The sequence below is a fragment of the Crocinitomix catalasitica ATCC 23190 genome (assembly GCF_000621625.1).
Taxonomy (GTDB): Bacteria; Bacteroidota; Bacteroidia; order Flavobacteriales_D; family Crocinitomicaceae; genus Crocinitomix; species Crocinitomix catalasitica.
Window position 1 is genome coordinate 128,386 of the sequence record NZ_JHXV01000008.1, and the last position, 19,521, is coordinate 147,906.

The 19,521-nt window shown below is 33.5% G+C and carries 16 protein-coding genes; 6 read left to right on the top strand and 10 right to left on the bottom strand.

Features of this window, described 5'->3' with window-relative positions:
- Nucleotides 1-159: 159 nt before the first annotated feature.
- Both T367_RS0106490 and T367_RS0106495 read right to left on the bottom strand, forming a co-directional pair.
- Nucleotides 160-2,523: a ribonucleoside-diphosphate reductase subunit alpha gene (locus T367_RS0106490; RefSeq protein ID WP_027419113.1), complete on the bottom strand. Its 2,364-nt coding sequence runs from the start codon at nt 2,521-2,523 to the stop codon at nt 160-162.
- An 81-nt stretch (nt 2,524-2,604) separates the two neighbouring features.
- Nucleotides 2,605-3,582 carry a ribonucleoside-diphosphate reductase small subunit gene (locus T367_RS0106495; protein WP_027419114.1) on the bottom strand — a complete coding sequence of 326 codons (978 nt, stop codon included), beginning with the start codon at nt 3,580-3,582 and terminating at the stop codon, nt 2,605-2,607.
- A gap of 497 nt (nt 3,583-4,079) precedes the next feature.
- Here T367_RS0106495 and T367_RS0106500 point away from each other — a divergent pair, with 497 nt between their 5' ends.
- From T367_RS0106500 to T367_RS0106520, 5 genes are all read left to right on the top strand, one after another.
- A complete protein-coding gene (locus tag T367_RS0106500; RefSeq protein WP_035842777.1) occupies nt 4,080-4,778 on the top strand; it encodes a ComF family protein in 699 nt (232 codons plus the stop codon).
- A 9-nt stretch (nt 4,779-4,787) separates the two neighbouring features.
- Complete coding sequence (locus tag T367_RS0106505; protein ID WP_027419116.1) at nt 4,788-5,801, top strand: NAD(P)/FAD-dependent oxidoreductase; 1,014 nt, start codon at nt 4,788-4,790, stop codon at nt 5,799-5,801.
- A 368-nt stretch (nt 5,802-6,169) separates the two neighbouring features.
- Nucleotides 6,170-6,580 carry a BrxA/BrxB family bacilliredoxin gene (locus T367_RS0106510; protein WP_027419117.1) on the top strand — a complete coding sequence of 137 codons (411 nt, stop codon included), beginning with the start codon at nt 6,170-6,172 and terminating at the stop codon, nt 6,578-6,580.
- An 88-nt stretch (nt 6,581-6,668) separates the two neighbouring features.
- Nucleotides 6,669-6,968 (top strand): hypothetical protein, encoded by a 300-nt coding sequence (locus T367_RS0106515; RefSeq protein ID WP_027419118.1) that lies wholly within the window; start codon nt 6,669-6,671, stop codon nt 6,966-6,968.
- 4 nt (nt 6,969-6,972) lie between these two features.
- A complete protein-coding gene (locus T367_RS0106520; protein WP_035842780.1) occupies nt 6,973-8,016 on the top strand; it encodes a M42 family metallopeptidase in 1,044 nt (347 codons plus the stop codon).
- Nucleotides 8,017-8,046: 30 nt separating this feature from the next.
- On the opposite strand, the gene T367_RS0106525 is transcribed toward T367_RS0106520, so the two are convergent.
- The 5 genes from T367_RS0106525 to T367_RS0106550 all read right to left on the bottom strand — a co-directional run bounded on the left by T367_RS0106525 (nt 8,047) and on the right by T367_RS0106550 (nt 14,105).
- Nucleotides 8,047-9,639, bottom strand: coding sequence for a T9SS type A sorting domain-containing protein (locus T367_RS0106525; protein WP_027419120.1), 1,593 nt, complete (start codon nt 9,637-9,639; stop codon nt 8,047-8,049).
- An 89-nt stretch (nt 9,640-9,728) separates the two neighbouring features.
- Nucleotides 9,729-10,244 carry a hypothetical protein gene (locus tag T367_RS0106530; protein ID WP_027419121.1) on the bottom strand — a complete coding sequence of 172 codons (516 nt, stop codon included), beginning with the start codon at nt 10,242-10,244 and terminating at the stop codon, nt 9,729-9,731.
- A 162-nt stretch (nt 10,245-10,406) separates the two neighbouring features.
- Nucleotides 10,407-11,297 (bottom strand): hypothetical protein, encoded by an 891-nt coding sequence (locus T367_RS0106535; RefSeq protein WP_157454145.1) that lies wholly within the window; start codon nt 11,295-11,297, stop codon nt 10,407-10,409.
- Between the two features lie 223 nt (nt 11,298-11,520).
- Nucleotides 11,521-13,110 carry a T9SS type A sorting domain-containing protein gene (locus T367_RS0106545; protein WP_027419123.1) on the bottom strand — a complete coding sequence of 530 codons (1,590 nt, stop codon included), beginning with the start codon at nt 13,108-13,110 and terminating at the stop codon, nt 11,521-11,523.
- Nucleotides 13,111-13,616: 506 nt separating this feature from the next.
- Nucleotides 13,617-14,105, bottom strand: a complete 489-nt coding sequence (locus T367_RS0106550; protein WP_027419124.1) for an AAA family ATPase — start codon at nt 14,103-14,105, stop codon at nt 13,617-13,619.
- Nucleotides 14,106-14,419: 314 nt separating this feature from the next.
- Between T367_RS0106550 and T367_RS0106555 the strand changes: the two genes are divergently transcribed.
- Nucleotides 14,420-15,271: a hypothetical protein gene (locus tag T367_RS0106555; protein WP_027419125.1), complete on the top strand. Its 852-nt coding sequence runs from the start codon at nt 14,420-14,422 to the stop codon at nt 15,269-15,271.
- A 418-nt stretch (nt 15,272-15,689) separates the two neighbouring features.
- Here T367_RS0106555 and T367_RS0106560 read toward each other — a convergent pair whose 3' ends face one another.
- From T367_RS0106560 to T367_RS0106570, 3 genes are all read right to left on the bottom strand, one after another.
- A complete protein-coding gene (locus tag T367_RS0106560) occupies nt 15,690-16,415 on the bottom strand; it encodes a hypothetical protein (RefSeq protein WP_027419126.1) in 726 nt (241 codons plus the stop codon).
- 629 nt (nt 16,416-17,044) lie between these two features.
- Nucleotides 17,045-18,478: a carboxypeptidase-like regulatory domain-containing protein gene (locus T367_RS0106565; protein WP_027419127.1), complete on the bottom strand. Its 1,434-nt coding sequence runs from the start codon at nt 18,476-18,478 to the stop codon at nt 17,045-17,047.
- Nucleotides 18,479-18,597: 119 nt separating this feature from the next.
- Entirely contained in the window at nt 18,598-19,488 is an 891-nt protein-coding gene (locus T367_RS0106570; RefSeq protein ID WP_027419128.1) for a hypothetical protein, read from the bottom strand.
- Between the last annotated feature and the right edge of the window lie 33 nt (nt 19,489-19,521).

The window sequence follows — 19,521 nt, forward strand, 5'->3', positions numbered from 1 at the left end:
ACTACAGTAATCAATTCGATACTCAAGCTGCGCTTGATAGCTATTGGACCTCCGCACTGAGCGAAGTCGAAGTGTTAACCACTACACATGTCCTCTCTATGTTCGGCATGTTTGTGGCTGCACCAATACTATTCAAGCTGCGCTTGATAGCTATTGGATTTAGCCACTGCACATGTCACAATTGTCCGGATCATCAAGAGAACAAGCGATTTCTTCCATTCGTTCTTCTTCAGTTTTTGCAACCGGCATTGCTGCTTTTTCTTTTTCAAGTGTAAATTTAATCGCGTCCGTTGCAGCTTTCGTTCTTAGATAGTACATACCAGTTTTTAAACCAGCTTTCCATCCGTAAAAGTGCATTGAAGTTAATTTTGCAAAATTGGCATTCTCCATGAACAAGTTCAATGATTGAGATTGACAAATATATGCACCACGATCAGCAGAAAGATCAATCAATACTTTTTGAGAAATTTCCCATGCAGTTTTGTATAGATCTTTGATGTTTTGTGGAATTTCATCAATGTTTTGAATCGAACCGTTAGATCCCATCAATTTGTTTTTCATTGTTGAATCCCATAAGCCTAATTTCACTAAGTCTTTCAATAAGTGTTTGTTCACGATGATGAATTCACCAGAAAGTACACGTCTTGTATAAACATTAGAAGTATAAGGTTCGAAACACTCATTATTTCCTAAGATTTGTGCTGTTGAAGCTGTAGGCATTGGTGCCAACAATAATGAATTTCTAACACCATGTTTCTTTACTTCTTTTCTCAAGATATCCCATTCCCATCTATCCGTTGGTTTAACTCCCCACATGTCGAATTGGAATTCTCCTTTAGACATTGGTGAACCTTTGAATGATTCGTATGCTCCTTCTTTTATCGCTAAATCTTTAGATGCAGTAACTGCAGCATAATAGATTGTTTCAAAAATTTCTTTGTTCAATACTCTAGCCTCTGGAGAATCAAAAGGGAAACGCATTAAAATAAATGCATCTGCCAAACCTTGAACACCAATTCCAATTGGACGGTGACGCATATTTGAATTTCTTGCTTCTTCTACAGGGTAATAGTTTTGATCAATAACTCTATTCAAGTTAACTGCCAAATGATATGACATTTCGAATAATTTATTGTGATCGAAAGTCTTTGTTTCAGCGTTAACGAATTTAGGTAGTGCAATAGATCCTAAGTTACATACTGCAACCTCGTCTGGTGCTGTATATTCTAAGATCTCAGTACATAAGTTCGATGATTTGATCGTTCCTAAATTCTTTTGATTCGACTTTAAGTTTGCCGCATCCTTGTAAACCATATATGGTGTACCCGTCTCAATTTGAGATTCTAGAATTTTGAACCAAATATCTTGTGCTTTAATTGTCTTTCTTCCTCTACCTTCAGCTTCGTATTTTGTATATAATTTTTCAAATTCATCACCATAAGCATCAGATAAACCTGGACATTCGTTTGGACACATTAAAGTCCATTCGCCGTTCTCTTCAACTCTTTTCATGAATAAATCTGGAACCCACATCGCATAGAATAAATCTCTTGCTCTTTGCTCTTCTTTACCATGGTTTTTCTTAAGATCTAAGAAGTCTCCAATATCTGCATGCCATGGCTCAATATAAATCGCGAAAGATCCTTTTCTTTTTCCTCCACCTTGATCTACATATCTAGCTGTGTCATTGAATACACGCAACATTGGTACAATACCATTTGATGTTCCGTTTGTTCCTTTAATATATGCTCCTTTTGCACGAATGTCGTGGATAGATAAACCAATTCCACCTGCTGATTGAGAAATTCTAGCACATTGTTTTAATGTGTCATAAATTCCTTCAATACTATCTTCTTTCATTTGTAATAAGAAACAAGATGACATTTGAGGTTTAGGTGTACCAGCATTAAATAATGTTGGTGTTGCATGTGTAAACCAACCTTCAGACATTGCATTATAAGTCTTAACAGCTGCTTCTATATCTTCTTTATGAATACCAATTGAAACACGCATTAACATATGTTGCGGACGCTCAACAATGCTATTGTTCATTTTTAATAAATATGCTCTTTCTAAGGTTTTAAAACCGAAAAAGTCATACTTGAAATCTCTGTCGTAAATAATGTGAGAATCGAAATACTCAGCATTGTCACAAACAATATTGTAAACATCTTCAGCAATTAAAGATGCGTTTTCTCCTGTAATTGGATCGATGTATTTATATAAATCTTCGATCGTATCAGAAAATGATTTTTTGGTGTTCTTGTGTAAGTTTGAAACCGAAATACGCGATGCTAAAAGCGCGTAATCAGGATGTTCAATAGTTTTTGAAGCCGAAACTTCTGCAGCCAAATTATCTAATTCGTACGTGCTTACGCCATCATACAATCCTTCGATAACTTTCATCGCAACCATCTCTGGCTGAACGATTGGGCTTAAACCGTAACAGAGTTTTTTAATTCTTGCGGTTATTTTGTCAAACTTAACGGGTTCTTTACGCCCGTCTCTTTTAATTACATACATAGTGCGTCCTAAATTTTAAGATAATAATTCCTGCTAATTGGTTGAAACAGGTACTACTAAAGGGGGTTAATTTTGTTGATGTTAAAAATCCTCGTCTAACGAGAATGATTGGTTCTCACCACTGTTCAATACTCCGGCTTTTTGATACTCAGCCACTCTTTTCTCAAAGAAATTCGTTTTTCCTTGAATGCTGATCATGTCCATAAAGTCGAATGGATTTGTTGCATTATAAACTTTGTCACAGTTTAACTCAGCTAATAATCGGTCAGCTACAAACTCGATATATTGTTGCATTAAGTCTGCATTCATTCCTATCAGCTTCACAGGAATAGCATCTGTAACAAATTCTTTTTCAATCTCAACAGCATCCGTGATGATTTTTGTTACTGTCTCTTTTGATAATTGCTCAACTAAATGATTGTTGTACAATAAACATGCGAAATCGCAATGTAAACCTTCGTCTCTCGAAATTAACTCGTTTGAGAAACTCAATCCCGGCATCAATCCTCTTTTCTTTAACCAGAAAATCGAACAAAATGAACCAGAAAAGAAAATGCCTTCAACCGCCGCAAATGCAATTAATCGCTCTGCATACGATCCTTCATCAATCCATCTCAATGCCCATTCAGCCTTCTTTTTAACACAAGGAATAGTGTCAATTGCGTTAAATAAATAGTCTTTCTCCTTGTTGTCCTTGATGTAAGTATCAATCAACAATGAATACGTTTCAGAGTGAATATTCTCTATCGCGATTTGAAATCCGTAGAAAAATTTTGCCTCCGTATATTGAACCTCTGATAAGAAATTTTCAGCAAGGTTCTCATTTACAATTCCATCAGATGCAGCGAAAAAAGCTAAAATGTGTTTGATAAAATGACGCTCGTCATCAGTTAGTTTTTCACTCCAGTCTATCAAGTCCTGTGATAAATCAATCTCCTCAGCTGTCCAAAAACTTGCTTCCGCCCTTTTGTAAAATTGCCAAATGTCATTGTGTGCAATTGGAAATAATACAAATCGATCGTTGTTCTTCTGCAAAATTGGTTCTTGTGACTCAGCCATTACTTCTTAGTTTAATTTTTTGTACTCGTTTATGCTTCAATCCTGGGTTATTCTAATCAAAAATTAAGCCGAATCGAGAACTTAATTTTTTTCTGCCGATTTGACCTATTTTGATAGACCTTGTAGAGGTGCTTAATCGGATTACAAAAATTGCGATTATTTAAACAATAACCTATCAATTTTAATTCACAAAGGTCTCATAGTTTTCAACAATTTAGCTAATTTGACATGTCTAAATACCTGTATAATAGTGAATTAGAATTAACACGTTTTAACCTTAAAATTATTTTATTTAGGTAGTTGTTAATAGTAATGAACAATTAATTGATATTCTCTTAACCTTCAATTTATATCACAAATTACACGTCCAAATCGACTTACAATTTACGCCTAAAAACATATGCGAATCAAGTTAATTGAGGTTTATATTTATTCACTTTGATATGTGAAAAAGTATTCTTAAGTTTAAATGTAATTTTTTAATCAAAATTGGTTATATGGAATTAGGAAGTCGGCTTAAAATCATTGGGGAATCTCTGATGCATATTGTCTATCCTAATCACTGCCAGATTTGTAATGCCGATTTGAATACAATGGAAAAGCATGTTTGCTTAAATTGTTCGTTCGAATTGCCTTATTTAAAGGATGCTGACATGCATCAAGCCGCTTTGGAGCAAGTGTTTTGGGGTAGGGTTGAAGTAAATCAAGTGTTTAGCTTGTTTAATTATCAAAAAGGAAACCAAGTTCAAGGCCTACTTCATCAATTAAAATACCATAGAAAGTTTAAAATTGGTGCATATTTTGGCGAAGTATTAGGGAAAGATATTCTGCCAAACGAACCTTTTTCATACGTTATTCCAGTTCCATTACACAAGAAAAAAATGAAAGAACGGGGTTTTAATCAAAGCGAAATCATAGCAAATGGAATAGCAAAAGTGTTGAAAGTTCCCGTTGAGACAAAATATGTCAAACGTGTCATCCATAATTTAACGCAGACCAATTTCTCGAAATATGATCGCTACAATAATGTGCGTGGAATTTTTAAAGTAGTGAAACCTGAACGCTTAATAGGTAAGCATGTGCTGCTTGTCGATGATGTGTTGACAACTGGCGCAACGATCGAAGCCTGTGCTTCTGAATTATTGAAAATTAAAGATTGTAAAGTAAGTATTGCTACCTTAGCGGCTCGAATTTAAGGTGGTACAATGGAGAATATAATTGTTGGTTGGGGATTGTCTGGCGCATGTATGGCATGGCAACATTATTTTGATCAAAAAAAATTTCAAGTCTATCATGTTGATATGACTAAATCTTCTCGAGTTGCAGCAGGAATAGTAAATCCAGTAGTTTTTAAAAGGTTGAATATGAGTTGGAAAGCTGATGTTTTATTGCCTTTTATTGATGATTTTTACCCGAAGATTGAAAAGCTGCTCGGAGTTGAATTGTTAAGGAAGTTTTCTATTCACAGGGTGCTCACAAATATAGAGGAGGAGAATAATTGGTCGGTAAAAATGGCTGACGCTCCTATAGATCAATGGCTTTCTTTTAGTGAGAATGCACAGGTTGATCCCAACGATCATTTTAAAATTGAATTTGGATTGGGCTCTGTTCATTCAACGGGTCATTTAAAGGTGAACCTCTTTTTAGATGCGTCCAAAGATTTTTTTGAAAAGGAAGGTGTTCGATTTATTCCAGAATTATTCGATTATAATACTATTGACGATAATATTGATTATTTCTTCTGTGAAGGTGCTGCAATTTTGAATAACCCATTTTTTGAAGCGGTTAAGATGCGCCCAACGCATGGTGATATTCTGACGATTAAAACGAAAGTGGAGGTTTGCACGGATGTGATCAATCGGAATATTTTTATTTTACCAATTGGGAATTGTGAGTATATCGTCGGTTCGACTTATAATTGGAAAATAGAAACACCCATTCCAACGGAAGATGGGAAGGCTGAATTGATTGAAAAATTGGCCAAACTGGTGAATTTCGATTATGAAATTATCAACCAAGAGGCTGGTTTGCGTCCTACACTTGCAGATAGAATGCCTGTTTTGGGAACGCATTCAATACGTCCAAATCTTCATGTTTTAAACGGATTGGGAACAAAAGGTGTAATGGTTGGTCCTTATTGTGCTGCTGAATTGTATGCTGCTGTCTATAAAGGTGGAACAATCGATTCGACTGTGGATTTAAAGCGTTTTTATAAATAGTATTCTTGGATTGTTTTTAAGAATTTATAAACCTCAGTTCGATTATAGCAAACGCACACAGTTGATTTCAAATTATCTTAGATAAGGCATGGTTTTGAAGCAGTATTCACTACGAAAAATCATAACGTAATATAAGTAAATTGAAATCAATTCTTCGAAAAACCATGAAAACAGCAGCCTTTTGACCAAAAAAGCCTTAAATTACCCCGCTATTTTTACGTTTTTTTAATCAAATCTTACTGTTTTCAAGGTTTCTGTGGAAATTTGTTATAGTCGAACTGAGGTTATAAGTTCAAACAAATTGATTCTTCAATAAATTATGTGCAAATTTGTACTAGAATTATTTAATCATAAAATATAAGTAAGATATGTATCCACAAGAATTAACTGCACCAATGAAACAAGAATTGGTAAATGCTGGATTTGAGAGTATAGAAACTGTAGAGAAAGTTGATGAAGCAATCAATTCTAAAGGAACAGTTTTATGCGTAATTAACTCGGTTTGTGGTTGTGCTGCAGGTACAATGAGACCAGGTGTTATCTTATCAACTAAACACAATAAAGTACCTTCTAAAATGGTTACTGTATTTGCTGGTGTTGATGGTGATGCTGTTAATCAAGCAAGAAAATATACGCTACCTTATCCTCCGTCATCACCCTCAATAGGTTTATTTAAAGACGGAACTTTAGTGCATTTTATTGAAAGACATCATATTGAAGGACGTACTGCTGAAATGATTGCAGAGAACTTAGCGATGGCTTTTGACGAATATTGTTAAATTATATTTCGGATTACCATTATTAAGTGAATTCTCAATTGGCTAACAGTTGAGAATTCACTATTTTAAATTTTTAAACGCTTCACCTATGTTGAAAATCATTCTAACTTATATTGGTGTTCTTGCAGCTTTCTTCTGTTTCTTCTTTTTCTATCCTGCTGAAATATTCGAAGCTACGATTCTGGAAAGTGGCGCAAACTATTCAATTGATATTAGCTTAAGGGCTTTTATGAATTGGGATTTTTTGCCGGAAGCGGTTTCAACAACACGTGTTGCGGATGTTATACCAACTTGGAAAGGTTGGTTTTTACTTGTTATTTGCCTAATCGGCGTTCCCCTAATGATTGCATATCGAATTTTGTTAATGCAAGCTGAAAAAAATAATTAATCGTATGAATTTAGAACTCTTAGCTGAGATTTGTAAAACGCCAGGTGCTCCAGGTTTTGAGCAAAAAGTGCGTGAAATAGTGATCAAAGAAATAACACCTTTAGTTGACGAAGTACAGGTTGACAATATGGGGAATGTTTATGCAATCAAAAAAGGTAAAGCCGATAAAAGGGTGATGATTGGTGCGCATATGGATGAAATTGGTTTCATTGTGACGCATATCGATAAAAATGGATTTATTCGTTTTCATACTTTGGGTGGATTCGATCCTAAAACTTTGACAGCGCAACGTGTTATTATTCATGGGAAGAAGGATATTATTGGCGTGATGTCGTCAAAACCAATTCATGTAATGACTGCGGATGAAAGAAATAAGGTCGCTAAAATATCTGATTATTTTATTGATACAGGTTTGTCTAAAGAAGAGGTTGAAGCTTCTATTAAGATTGGAGATCCGATTACACGTGAGCGTGAATTTATAGAGATGGGGAATTGTGTGAATTCAAAATCGTTGGACAACCGTTTGGCTGTTTTTATTTTGATTGAATCACTAAGAGCATTAAAAGATAAGGAAGTGCCTTATGATGTTTATGGTGTGTTTACCGTGCAAGAAGAGGTAGGGGTAAGAGGTGCAAATGTTTCTGCTTTGAAAATTAAACCTGATTTTGGTTTCGGATTGGATACAACAATTGCGTATGACGTTCCAGGTGCTGCTGATCATGAGAAAATCACTTCATTAGGTGATGGAACGGCAATCAAGATTATGGATGCGATGACCATCTGTGATTACCGCATGGTGGCTTTCATGAAACAGACGGCTGATAAACATAAAATTAAATGGCAACCAGAAATACTAACTGCTGGAGGTACTGATACTGCTGGGATACAGCGTATGACTGATGGAGGATCGATTGCTGGAGCAATTTCAATTCCAACCCGTCACTTACACCAAGTCATTGAAATGGCGAATAAAGATGATATTCAAGGTTCAATTGATTTATTATCCGCTTGTTTGACTGATTTGCAGGATTACGATTGGGCGTTTTAAGCGCTAATTAGCAATCGACCAATATTCCACTTACTGCTTTATGATTTTCCCTTTTTGTAGCTTATCATCTACAGATATTTCATAAAAATAAACACCGCTGGCTAGGTTGGTTGTATGCCAAACTAAGTTATTGCTATTCGGTTGAACGTTGAGTTGATCAATCATTTGACCTTGGGTATTGTAGATGGTCAAAACAGACTGATGCTTTATAGGGCTTTCGAATGCAAATCTAACGTCATCAATAAAAGGGTTAGGGTAAGTCTTGATTAACTTGGATTGTGATAATTCATTGTCATTAATATTTAAATACTGTGACATGTCAAGTTTAAATAACCAGTAGTCCGCATCCCCTTTGCTTGGATCAGTTTTTACGCCGGAAATACCTGAAGCTGAAGTGCAAGAAACGATTAGATTATCATCTCTATCGAAATCAAAATGACCATAATCATATCCATCGCCACCATAAACATTTTGATATTGAATTTCACCATCTAAATCTAAAATTAACAGCCACATATCTTGTTCGCCGTATGAATTAACCGTTTTATTTCCTGAAATATCTCCTTCTGTATTTGCAGTCAGAATAATTTGCTCTTTTTTAACCTCCAAATCGCTCGGGAATTCATATCCAAAACCACCCAACGATTTATCCCAAATTAAATTTAAATCTAAGTCGACCTTCAATAACCAAACATCCATTATGCCTAATGAAATTGTTGTTTTATTTCCATCGTCATCTGAACCGCTTCCACCAGCAAAATATAAATAATTTTCATAGATAAAACTAGTTCCAATTGGTGCGTTTTCGTATGATGAACCGCCAAAGCACTTGTCCGCAATTATATTAAAATCACTGTCCATTTTTACAATCCAAAAATCGGCATCGCCATAACCAGGATCTGTTTTGTCCTTTTCTATATTAGATCCTGAGTCGCCGAATAAATAAATGTTGCCTTCTGTATCGAATGAAAAAGCAGTAAAGGAATCTATAGTATTACTGCCAATACTTTTTTGCTGAAGTATTGAACCATCAATTGGGTTGATTTCTAGGACCCAAAAATCTGCTTCTCCACCTATTAAGTCCGTTTTATTTCCAGATATATTTGATGAACTTGTGCCACCAATCATTATATTTCCTGCTGGATTTATTTTAATATCTGTTGTTTGATCGTAATTATCCCCTCCATAACTAATATCCCAAAGTTGGTTTCCTTCCATGTCTATACAAACTAGCCAATAATCGTCGAGACCATAATGGTTTGCTGTCCTTGTGCCGCTTATTGGTGAACCAGAAGTGCATAAAATATAAAGTTTATTTGCTAAAATAACTGCTTTTGCAGACCGTTCACGTTCTGTTCCTCCTATAGTTTTGTCCCAAAGAATTTCACCGACAGCATTGGTTTTGACAATCCATATATCTCGATCTCCAATTATTGGTTCTGTTTTATCACCTGAGATATCTGAACGTGAAGTGCCTATTTGAAAAATATCGCCAGCATCATTAATTACGATGTCGTTTGATCCGTCATTAAAATTACCGCCAATGGTTTTTTGCCATAGTATATCAATGTCCTGGGCGAAGGTGAAAGTTGAAGTAAAGAATAATGCGAAGAGTAGTTTCATAATGTGTAATTAGGTTGTTGAATATAATCACAATAAATTATTTTTATGTCGACAATTATTATTTTTTAACAAAACGAATAGATTAATTTTTATTCTTCCATTTTTAAGACCTTAAGCGCATTCTGATATAGGGTTAAGGTTTCAGTCGATATTTTTTGCGGATATTTATTGTTTGGTAAATCATTCATCTTTTTCCACACAATTAGCTCTTTTTTAAGTAAATCATTTGGCATTCTACCCGATTCGATTTCTGTTTTGAGTAAATTTATTATTTCCGGGTCAAGTAGCTTGTCTGGAAAGGTTTGTAGGATATGAAAAAATGTGATTGAAGAAGCTTCGAAGATTATATATTTATCTTTTCGTTTTTTTGGTTCGACTAATAATATAGGGTATCCCTGGGTTCTGATAATTGAAATGATCGTATTAAAGTTTCTGCGAAAAATTAAATGACGAATTTCTTCGTTTTTAACATTTGAACGATCGGTTCTTAAAATTTCATGATATGTATATATCAATTGAGCATCTGACAATGTATCACTTTGCGCCTTCAGTTGAACTGTCAGAAGTGAGGTGATTAAAAGTAGCTTAATTCTATGGTGCAACATTTCAATAGTTTGGTTCACTGATAAATATAAGGAATGTTACGGAGTTAAAAGTGAAGTTCTTTCTGTTTGTTTTAAAAAGTGAATCGAAGATTATGTAATATAGTAAATAATCAAAAAAATGAGTTGCTGCAATAGAGATTTTATAGCAACGTCGCCATCTTTTTATTGGTTATTTGGGTAGGTGAAATTCTTTAAGCCGGGGCTATTTTTTTCGTATAGAATAGAGTCAACTTTCATTGTGCTGTCAGGATAAAACGACCAAAAAGAATGGGTTATATATTTAATCGGAATAAACTCATTTTTAATATCATCAAATTTGAAATTAATTTCCTCTGACCACTTCCAAGAACTCCCACCAAAATGAACTATTTTGAATTCCTTATTCTTTAGTTCTATTCTGTCGTATGGATCGCCATGTAAACCACCGCCGTTCCACGAAAGCATGTAGTTTTCGTTTCTGGAATTAAGGGTGTATCCATTAGCTGTGTTGAGGAGTACTAAAATGGGACGCTTTTCCTCAGTAGCAACTTCCTGAATTAATTTAAGAACTAAAATCACATCCGTTAAACTGTCATTGTTTATAAAACCTTTAACGGAGTCAAGTATTTCATATTCGTCTGGAATAAAACTTTTTAATTCGCCTTCTCTTTTATGACAATTCACTCGTTCTGTTACACGGTATTTGTCTTTAATATTTGATGAATAATAGAGTTTATCAATTTGACAATCACAGTAGTAATTTGTGATATTACAGCTAATAATCCGAGGTCCTCTTTCCCAGTTTCCTCTGCTGTAATTCAACACATCAAAACCTGTAGCTCTCAAAGAGTCTAGAACAATTATATGCTCTACTGCATCATCTTTAATGGTTTGAAGTTTAGGGTAAATGTTTTTAAATTCAATTTCACCAAATTCACAAGGTGATGCTAGAAAGGTTGCAAATGATGAGGTGTCCGTTTTAAACCCATTATCAATCATGTTCATGTTATCAGATGAGTTGGATTGTGTACATCCCAATAAAAATGAAATAAATATGAATGATAAGTTTTTCATTGGTTCAATTCATCACTAATGTAAACTAACAAGTTTACAAACATACGAAAAAGTAAAATAGATAGGAGTTCAAAGTGTATTTTATGTAAAGAGATATGTTTACAAAATGGCGAACAAAGATGATATTCAAGGATCGATTGATTTATTATCCGCTTGTTTGACTGATTTGCATGACTACGATTGGTCGTTTTAAGCGCTAATTAGCGATCGACCAATATTCCACTTACTGCTTTATGATTTTCCCTTTTTGTAGGATGTCATCCACAGATATTTCATAAAAATAAACCCCATTCGCAAGGTTTGCTGTATTCCAAACTAAGTTAGTGCTGTTCGGTTGAACGTCGAGTTGGTCTATCATTTGACCTTGGGTATTGTAAATGGTCAAAACAGACTGATACTTTATAGGGCTTTCGAATGCAAATTTGACATCTTCAATAAAAGGGTTAGGGTAGGTCTTGATTGAGCTGGATTGTGATAATTCATTGTCCGAAATATTTAAATAAATAGATGCATCGAGTTTAAAGAGCCAGAAGTCATATCCACCTTTGTTAGGAGATGTTTTTACACCTGAAACATTTGATTTAGAAGAGCTTGAAACAACTATCTTGTCTTCTGAATCAAATGTAAATCTACCATCATCCGAATCATCCCCGCCATATACATTTTGATATTGAATTTCACCCTCTAAATTTAAGATTAACAACCATATATCAAAATCTCCATAACTATTGACAGTTTTATTACCAGAAATATCTCCATCTGAAAGGGCAGTCAAAATAATTTGGTCATTTTTTACGGCCAAATCTCGCGGTGTATCATATCCAAGTCCTCCCAAAGTTATATCCCAAATAAAATTTAAGTCCAAGTCAACTTTCACTAACCAAACATCCATCGAGCCGAACGCAATTGTTGTTTTATTTCCGTCGTTATCAGATTGGCTTATTCCTGTAAAATATAAATGGTCTTCATAGATATAGCTGGTTCCAGATGCCTCGTCACCTGCTGTACCACCAAAACACTTATCCGAAAGTAAATTAAAGTCACTGTCCATTTTTACAATCCAAATATCACCATCACCATAACCAGGATCGGTTTTATCTTTTTCAACATTAGTACCTGAGCTACCAACTAAATAGATATTACCATCAGTATCGCAGACCAAAGAAGAAAAAGATTCAGGACCGTTACTACCAATACTTTTTTGTTGTAATATTGAACCGTCTGTCGGGCTTATTTCTAAAATCCAGAAATCGCGCTCCCCACCTATTAAATCTGTTTTATTACCGGATATACTTGAAAAACTCATGCCACCAATCAATAAGTTTCCTGCTGGATTTACATTAATATCGAAAGTTTGATCGTTTTTATCACCTCCATAGGTCATATCCCATAATTGGTTTCCTTCCATATCCATACAAACTAACCAATAATCGTTAAATCCATAATGAGGAGCTGTTTTAGTACCACTTATTGGAGATGTAGAAGTACATAAGACATATAGTTTGTTTGCTAAAATAACTGCTTTTGCAGACCGTTCACGTTCTGTTCCACCTATAGTTTTGTCCCAAAGAATTTCACCGACAGCATTGGTTTTGACAATCCATATATCTCGATCTCCAATTATTGGCTCTGTTTTATCACCTGAGATATCTGAACTTGAAGTGCCTATTTGAAAAATATCGCCAGCATCATTAATTACGATGTCGTCTGATCCGTCATCAAAATTACCGCCAATTGTTTTTTGCCATAGTATATCAATGTCTTGTGAAATGGCATAAGTTGAGAAAATTAGTAGCGTGATAAATAGTTTCATAAAATAAAATTAGGTTAGGATATTCAATATAGTTAAAATAACTGATAATGAATGAAAAAGGATGTGATTTTAACATGTGTTAATAGGCAATTTCAATTCCAACCCGTCACTTACACCAAGTCATTGAAATGGCGAATAAAGATGATATTCAAGGTTCAATTGATTTATTATCCGCTTGTTTGACTGATTTGCATGACTACGATTGGTCGTTTTAAAGCAACGTCGCCATCTTTTTATTGGTTATTTGGGTAGGTGAAATTCTTTAAGCCGGGGCTATTTTTTTCGTATAGAATAGAGTCAACTTTCATTGTGCTGTCAGGATAAAACGACCAAAAAGAATGGGTTATATATTTAATCGGAATAAACTCATTTTTAATATCATCAAATTTGAAATTAATTTCCTCTGACCACTTCCAAGAATTCCCACCAAAATGAACTATTTTTATTGACTATGAATTGATTAAGAAAATAGAGTTTTAAAATCATCGATTTAGTCTTGTTTAGTCTCATTCCACAATGGTGATACCATTTTGCATCTCAATTTCACTTGGCTTCTCAAACCAATTTTCCATAAAATCGAAATTTTCTTGACTGACCTCAAATTCAAAAGTCTCACCTTTTTCCGAATTTCGCTTCATTACCCGCTTCAACCGGGTTTCTTTTGAAATGTCTAAGAAATGAATTCTTAATTCGAATCCGTTCGTGTCCGCGAACTTTCTGAATTTATTTCTATGCGCTAGTTTCGAAAAACCTAAGTCAAGTATGGTATCGGTTTTTGCGTTTTCTAATTGTGTTACCAATTCCATTATCATTACTTCCGCGCGGTCAATTCTTTCTAAAAACCACTCCAAGCCGTCTGTCGGTTTTTTGTCAGCGAGAAATAAAGTCTTGTTCCATTTGTCAATGGAAAAAATTATGCCGTTATTTTTACTTTTCAATTCGGTCGAATAAGTCGTTTTTCCAGCACCGGTATTTCCAACGATAAGGTGAATCATGGAGCAATGTTTTTTTTAATATTAAATATAAATAGCAAGGTTGCGTTGCTTTTCTCAAGCAGTTCAGTTGAATCGTATAGATAACTGGTTGTTAGTATTAGCGATCATGAGTTGAAGTTAGGATAATTTTTAGAAATAAAACAACCAATATTTGAGATTTTGGTAGGTTGTATAGATATGAGTTATCGGTAGTCAATTATTATCATTGACCTTATCGATCTTTGTTTCTCTTAGGCGTGGACGATTTAACCATTCTGTTATGGTTAAATTACATGATACAATAACTCGCGAATTATAACGTATAAGCAACTATAATGAAGTGTTTAAGTCAATTTATTATTTTCGTAAGTCTCTTTTGCTCGGTTTCTATTGGATTTGGACAAGGTTTGATTGATAATTTTAAATCGTTGGATAAGAGTCATTTAAGAGACACTGTTCTAGACAAAGGTGGAGGAATTAATACGATAAATTATTTTGACACGACAAGGTTTTATCCTTTAGGTGACCCTATTGAAGTTGGGTATGATATATTTTTTGAAACAGGTTCAATTCACACAGTTAAAAGATATAATCAAATCTCTAATTTTTCATTTGAAGCTAACTATCGGGTGAATGGAAGGCTATTAAACTTGAGTTATAGCGATTCAAAGACCGGTACCAGTTTATATTTTGATGAGCTTGGCAGATTAAAGTATTCGTATGGAAAGATCGATTCTATTTTAGGTTATCAAAATGAATATGATTCAACAGGTCTACATTTTGGAACTTACGAAATTTTTAATGATCCAATTGGACGATTCGAATTATCTAGATGTTTAGTTGAAAATGGTTTTGAAGTTAATGCCAATAACTTGCATGAGTTTTATTATTTCTCATTCATAAAACCTCATGTTTTCTTTGATTATTTAAAAAAGGAACCTCTATATGCTGAAATTCAACATATCCCGAAAGAGTGGGTTGATTCTTCTGCTTTGGACTTTCTAAAAGATAAATTAGATTCAAAAGAAGAGTGTTTCGATATTATACTTTTTAAAACTGAAAATAAACCACAAATTGTTACCGAGAATATCATAGCTGAAAAATTACTAAAACATTATTTTTTCGGGTATTTCTTGGAAGATGTAAATAGAACTGAATTACTTAAAATGCTAGAGGATGTTGAGTGAATTTAAAAATCCTCGGCAATAAATATTACACATTAAATTATCACTTCTGCCTAATAAATCAACTTCATTTAAAAAAAACGGTAATGTTAATCTTCTAAAATAGGCCAGATTGCATTGGTCAGATTGGCGATGATGCAAAAGATGAATGGGATCCAGGCCAGTCCTTTGTTCTTTTCGCTTTCTTTTTTAATCACATATCGCGATTAGAAGTTTCATAATATGATGATTAGGTTAACGAGTTAAATACAATCAAAATGTTTGATAGTCAATCTAGTAGTTTGTTCTTTTTGGTTTAGGAAAATGATGATTGTGATTTGCTGATTTGGGTTGAGTGAGGATATAGACTTGCTGAAAAAGGGATGACGAATAACTGAACTGTATGTTAAACTAATTCAAAATGACTCTTTTACAATATTGATTACTTAAAAGTAAACTCAAGATCATTAGATATGAATAAAAGGGTTGTTATTGTTATGACAACTATTGTGATAAATAGGATAAATTGCAACGCTGTATTACCAATAGATTTAATTACCACGTTTTTATCAGTTGAAAAGATGCGACTATTCCATATGAAAGTAAATAAAAATGATGCGAAAGTTAAGAGCAATGGTACTTCAAAGGAATCTAAAACAGCTTGATTAATAAAGCTATATAATATCTCATAAACGATAATAGATATTATTAACCACAGACTATAGAGGTAGAGAATTGAAATAGAATGTTCCCAGATAGATTTTTTTAGTTTAGTAAAAGTTATGAAGGAAGCTAAGATAAGGAGCAAAGGCAAAACTATTATTATTGCTTTTGGAGTATTTCCAAAGCCAATGCCTAAAATTGTGTTGTTGCTTCTTGCGATGTGAATTCCCAATACAATTATTAAATACAGTATAAATTTGCTTGGTGAGGCATAGTATTTTCTGTTTCCAGACCAATAACTTGAGACTACTTTCTTCGGTTCTTTAAGTAGTGTTAATGAAGTAGCGAATCCTGACCTTTCTAAATTGAAGAGATTTGATACAAAATCATTAAGTATAGATTTGAAAGTTAATTTTTTGTTTGTAATCTGCTGCCCGCATTGATGACAATACGGTCCATGAATTTCAACATTACATATATTACATACTTTTAAAATTTCGCCCATTAAATTGGTGATTGTTTTACAAATAATATCAAAAGAATAGTGGCATGTTAAAAGGCATGGACCTTTGAGTTTATGCGAAGCCTATTTTTTAATTTTTAAGTTTACTTTTTCTTTTATAAATATAATCAAATTAAAAAAAATAGGGGACTTAATAAATATGCCGCTTGAAAAGTATGGAAGGGCTATGCTTTAGGTGTGTTTTTAGTCACGGTTATTTTTAATCCCACGAGACGTAAATTACATTCATTTGCGAATATTTTGGGTTGGTGTTGGAAAACAATGGCTCGGCTATGCGCAGTGTGTCTGTGTTGCGTCTGCAACAGGTATATTGCGCATAGCCCTTGTTATGCCCTTTGCTTTATTATTGTCTTTTTGCACTTTGTATTACAAACTTTGAAAACAAGAATACTAGTCTTATAAAGACAATTATCGATACAATTGTGAAATAGCAAATTCCTCCAATAATAACAGATTTAACACTAATCCAAGTTCCTAAATTAATAAAAACCTCAAAATAATACATTAAAGAGGTTGTCTGTGAAGTTGTTATGGATAAATACAAATGAACCAAGTTTTGGTCTTGAGGGTGAAGGGTAAAATTGGCTTGCTAGTAGATTCAAATGTATGATTCATTCAAAAGTGATAATTTGAAGTTTCCATTTACCATCAACGATGAACAAATTGAAAATTCTATTGTTAGCTTTTAATTCATAATGCTGAGAATCAATTTTGGTTAATGAATCAACACTCAGGTTTTCTAAAATTTCATTAAATTTTTTGATTATTTGGTTTTTAACCGTGTCAGAAAAGTAATTACCCGTCGTGGTATAATTATCCTCTAAAATGGTAATCATGGTTTCTAGTTCATTATTTCTATAAATACATAAATATTTCAGAGCATAGATAATATCATCATTTTCAAATGCTGCAATAAAGGAGCTGAACAATTCGACAACACTTGATTGTGGATACTTAGATAAGTCCTCTTCAATATTTTCAAATTGATTTAATTTTTGATTTTGTGGCTCGGTATAATTTAGTTCAGCTTTTACTTTTGGGAAGGATGCTGTTATATTAATACATGGTACTTGAATAGAATGATCTGTCATATCCACTTGTTGCATAAAATACGGTATCAAAGAATCATGAAGTTCATGTTTGTATTTAGCCATATATACACTCCATTTGAGCCATTCACCTGCAAAGGGCAGTTTATACCAAATTTTATTTTTATTATTTTGGTAAAGTTCGTATCTGGCTCCAAGAACAACACCATAACCACTTTTAACTTCGGTAACGAGCGTGTCTTTATGATAATCACCATTATTCACGGTGGCCTTATAAATCAATGTGTCTTGGTAAGGTTTTGAATCTGTATTCTCAAACCATTCAATACCAACGAAACACCCATTTTCCCTAATCATAATACGTTCATCAATTAAATCAAACTGCACCCACTCATTCCCCTTCGTTCCTGACTCCACAATGTTTGAAGAAGTGAGTTCTTTACCTGGTTTGATTTCTAATAAAGAAACATCATAAACATGTATTCTAAAATAAGCATTGGGAAAACCTTGATCTGTAATGTACACATTGACGTATTTTAATACTCCAGGAGCTGAATAATTGTTTGGAATATAAACTGCTTGGATAGTTCCATTTTGAGACGTCATCCCATATTGGGGAAATAATTTTCTTGGCGTTTTTGTAATACCAAGTTTCTTCAATTTATACTTGCCTTTTTTTTGAACAACAACTACTTCATCTAATTGTTGTTGTTGTTTTGGAATTAATTGTATTTTACTTGAAGAATGTAAATTGTTTACTGCAATTTTTTTTGTCTCAAAACCAATACTTGAAATGATTAAAGAATCATCATTAAAACGTAATGTATCCAAATAAAAGTAGCCGTCGTGATTGGAGATTACATTTTTATTATTCTTAACAATACGTATATGAGTAAACGGGACTGGTTCAGAACTCAAACTGTCAATAATTTGAATTTGAGCAAATTGATAACCATGGACAATTAAAAAAACTAATAAGGTCAATAATTTAAACATAATATCAGTATTTGAAAAAGGATTAAAGCCAAATCAACGATTTGGCGGTGTTTGTAAATAGCTCTGAACTTTTAAAAATCACCAAACGCCCTATTTGCTAAATATAGTGTTAGGTGTTTTTATTTTTCTATCATTATTTCGATTGGGTATTTTTTATAGCCAAAAATGCTTATTTGTTTATCTAGGTCTGTATATCTTTCCTCAAAACGCTCAAAGTTTTCTGAATAACCAAATGAACCTATTTTCTTTAATCCTTCAACTATTTTTACAGAACCTACTTTTTCAAATGAATCTTTAAACTTTAGTAAATCCTTGTGCTCAACGGCATCAATTACAAACCCAAAAAGAAATTTAGGATTTCCACCAACATAGTCCCAAATAATTTCAACTCCTGGTTGTTCTTTTCTAGTTGTTTCTTTATCATATCCAGAGCCAATAGTTCTTCCTAAAATCATTTCTTTAGTAATTGATTTTTCTGTTGGTTTTTCGGAACTATTATAAATAGTTGGTACAAACCAATAATTACAATTTCCTCTATATTGGTCTATTTTGATACAGATTAAACTTCTATAACTATTGTCTTTAAGCTTAAATAACAAAATATCATTTTCGTTAAATATGAAGTTGGAAATTTTGCGATACTTTTTTGGCTTTCGTATTTTAGTATTTTCTTTTTTGATTTTATTTAAAAACCGTGTTAACACACTTTTTCTTGATTTACCTTCTTTCTCAGATAACTTTCTCCATTCGTCTATACAAGCATTTTTCGCTATAACATTCTCAATATATTCAATTCTTTCAGATGTCATTAGTCCGATTTCCCAATACGCAAGTCCACAACTTGTTACATAAATTTCATTATCGAAAGCATCAAAATAATCAGGTTGCTTTATTGGGAATTCATTGAGTATCATTTCTGAAGTAGCTTCACTATCATACAAGTCCATAATTCCCCAATAGGTATCGTGAGCTGTATCTCCGTCAATTATTTTAGTTCCATCTGTTGCCATTCAGTTTTTTTTGCATTACACACAACGGTTTTG

Bases quoted from the DNA above. Each gene is read 5' to 3' on its own strand.
- T367_RS0106570 (WP_027419128.1), bottom strand. From the start codon at position 19,488: ATGGCAACAGATGGAACTAAAATAATTGACGGAGATACAGCTCACGAT.
- T367_RS0106555 (WP_027419125.1), top strand. From the start codon at position 14,420: ATGAAGTGTTTAAGTCAATTTATTATTTTCGTAAGTCTCTTTTGCTCG.
- T367_RS0106515 (WP_027419118.1), top strand. From the start codon at position 6,669: ATGTTGAAAATCATTCTAACTTATATTGGTGTTCTTGCAGCTTTCTTC.
- T367_RS0106530 (WP_027419121.1), bottom strand. From the start codon at position 10,244: ATGTTGCACCATAGAATTAAGCTACTTTTAATCACCTCACTTCTGACA.
- T367_RS0106525 (WP_027419120.1), bottom strand. From the start codon at position 9,639: ATGAAACTACTCTTCGCATTATTCTTTACTTCAACTTTCACCTTCGCC.
- T367_RS0106565 (WP_027419127.1), bottom strand. From the start codon at position 18,478: ATGTTTAAATTATTGACCTTATTAGTTTTTTTAATTGTCCATGGTTAT.
- T367_RS0106495 (WP_027419114.1), bottom strand. From the start codon at position 3,582: ATGGCTGAGTCACAAGAACCAATTTTGCAGAAGAACAACGATCGATTT.
- T367_RS0106490 (WP_027419113.1), bottom strand. From the start codon at position 2,523: ATGTATGTAATTAAAAGAGACGGGCGTAAAGAACCCGTTAAGTTTGAC.
- T367_RS0106520 (WP_035842780.1), top strand. From the start codon at position 6,973: ATGAATTTAGAACTCTTAGCTGAGATTTGTAAAACGCCAGGTGCTCCA.
- T367_RS0106505 (WP_027419116.1), top strand. From the start codon at position 4,788: ATGGAGAATATAATTGTTGGTTGGGGATTGTCTGGCGCATGTATGGCA.
- T367_RS0106560 (WP_027419126.1), bottom strand. From the start codon at position 16,415: ATGGGCGAAATTTTAAAAGTATGTAATATATGTAATGTTGAAATTCAT.
- T367_RS0106535 (WP_157454145.1), bottom strand. From the start codon at position 11,297: ATGAAAAACTTATCATTCATATTTATTTCATTTTTATTGGGATGTACA.
- T367_RS0106545 (WP_027419123.1), bottom strand. From the start codon at position 13,110: ATGAAACTATTTATCACGCTACTAATTTTCTCAACTTATGCCATTTCA.
- T367_RS0106550 (WP_027419124.1), bottom strand. From the start codon at position 14,105: ATGATTCACCTTATCGTTGGAAATACCGGTGCTGGAAAAACGACTTAT.
- T367_RS0106510 (WP_027419117.1), top strand. From the start codon at position 6,170: ATGTATCCACAAGAATTAACTGCACCAATGAAACAAGAATTGGTAAAT.
- T367_RS0106500 (WP_035842777.1), top strand. From the start codon at position 4,080: ATGGAATTAGGAAGTCGGCTTAAAATCATTGGGGAATCTCTGATGCAT.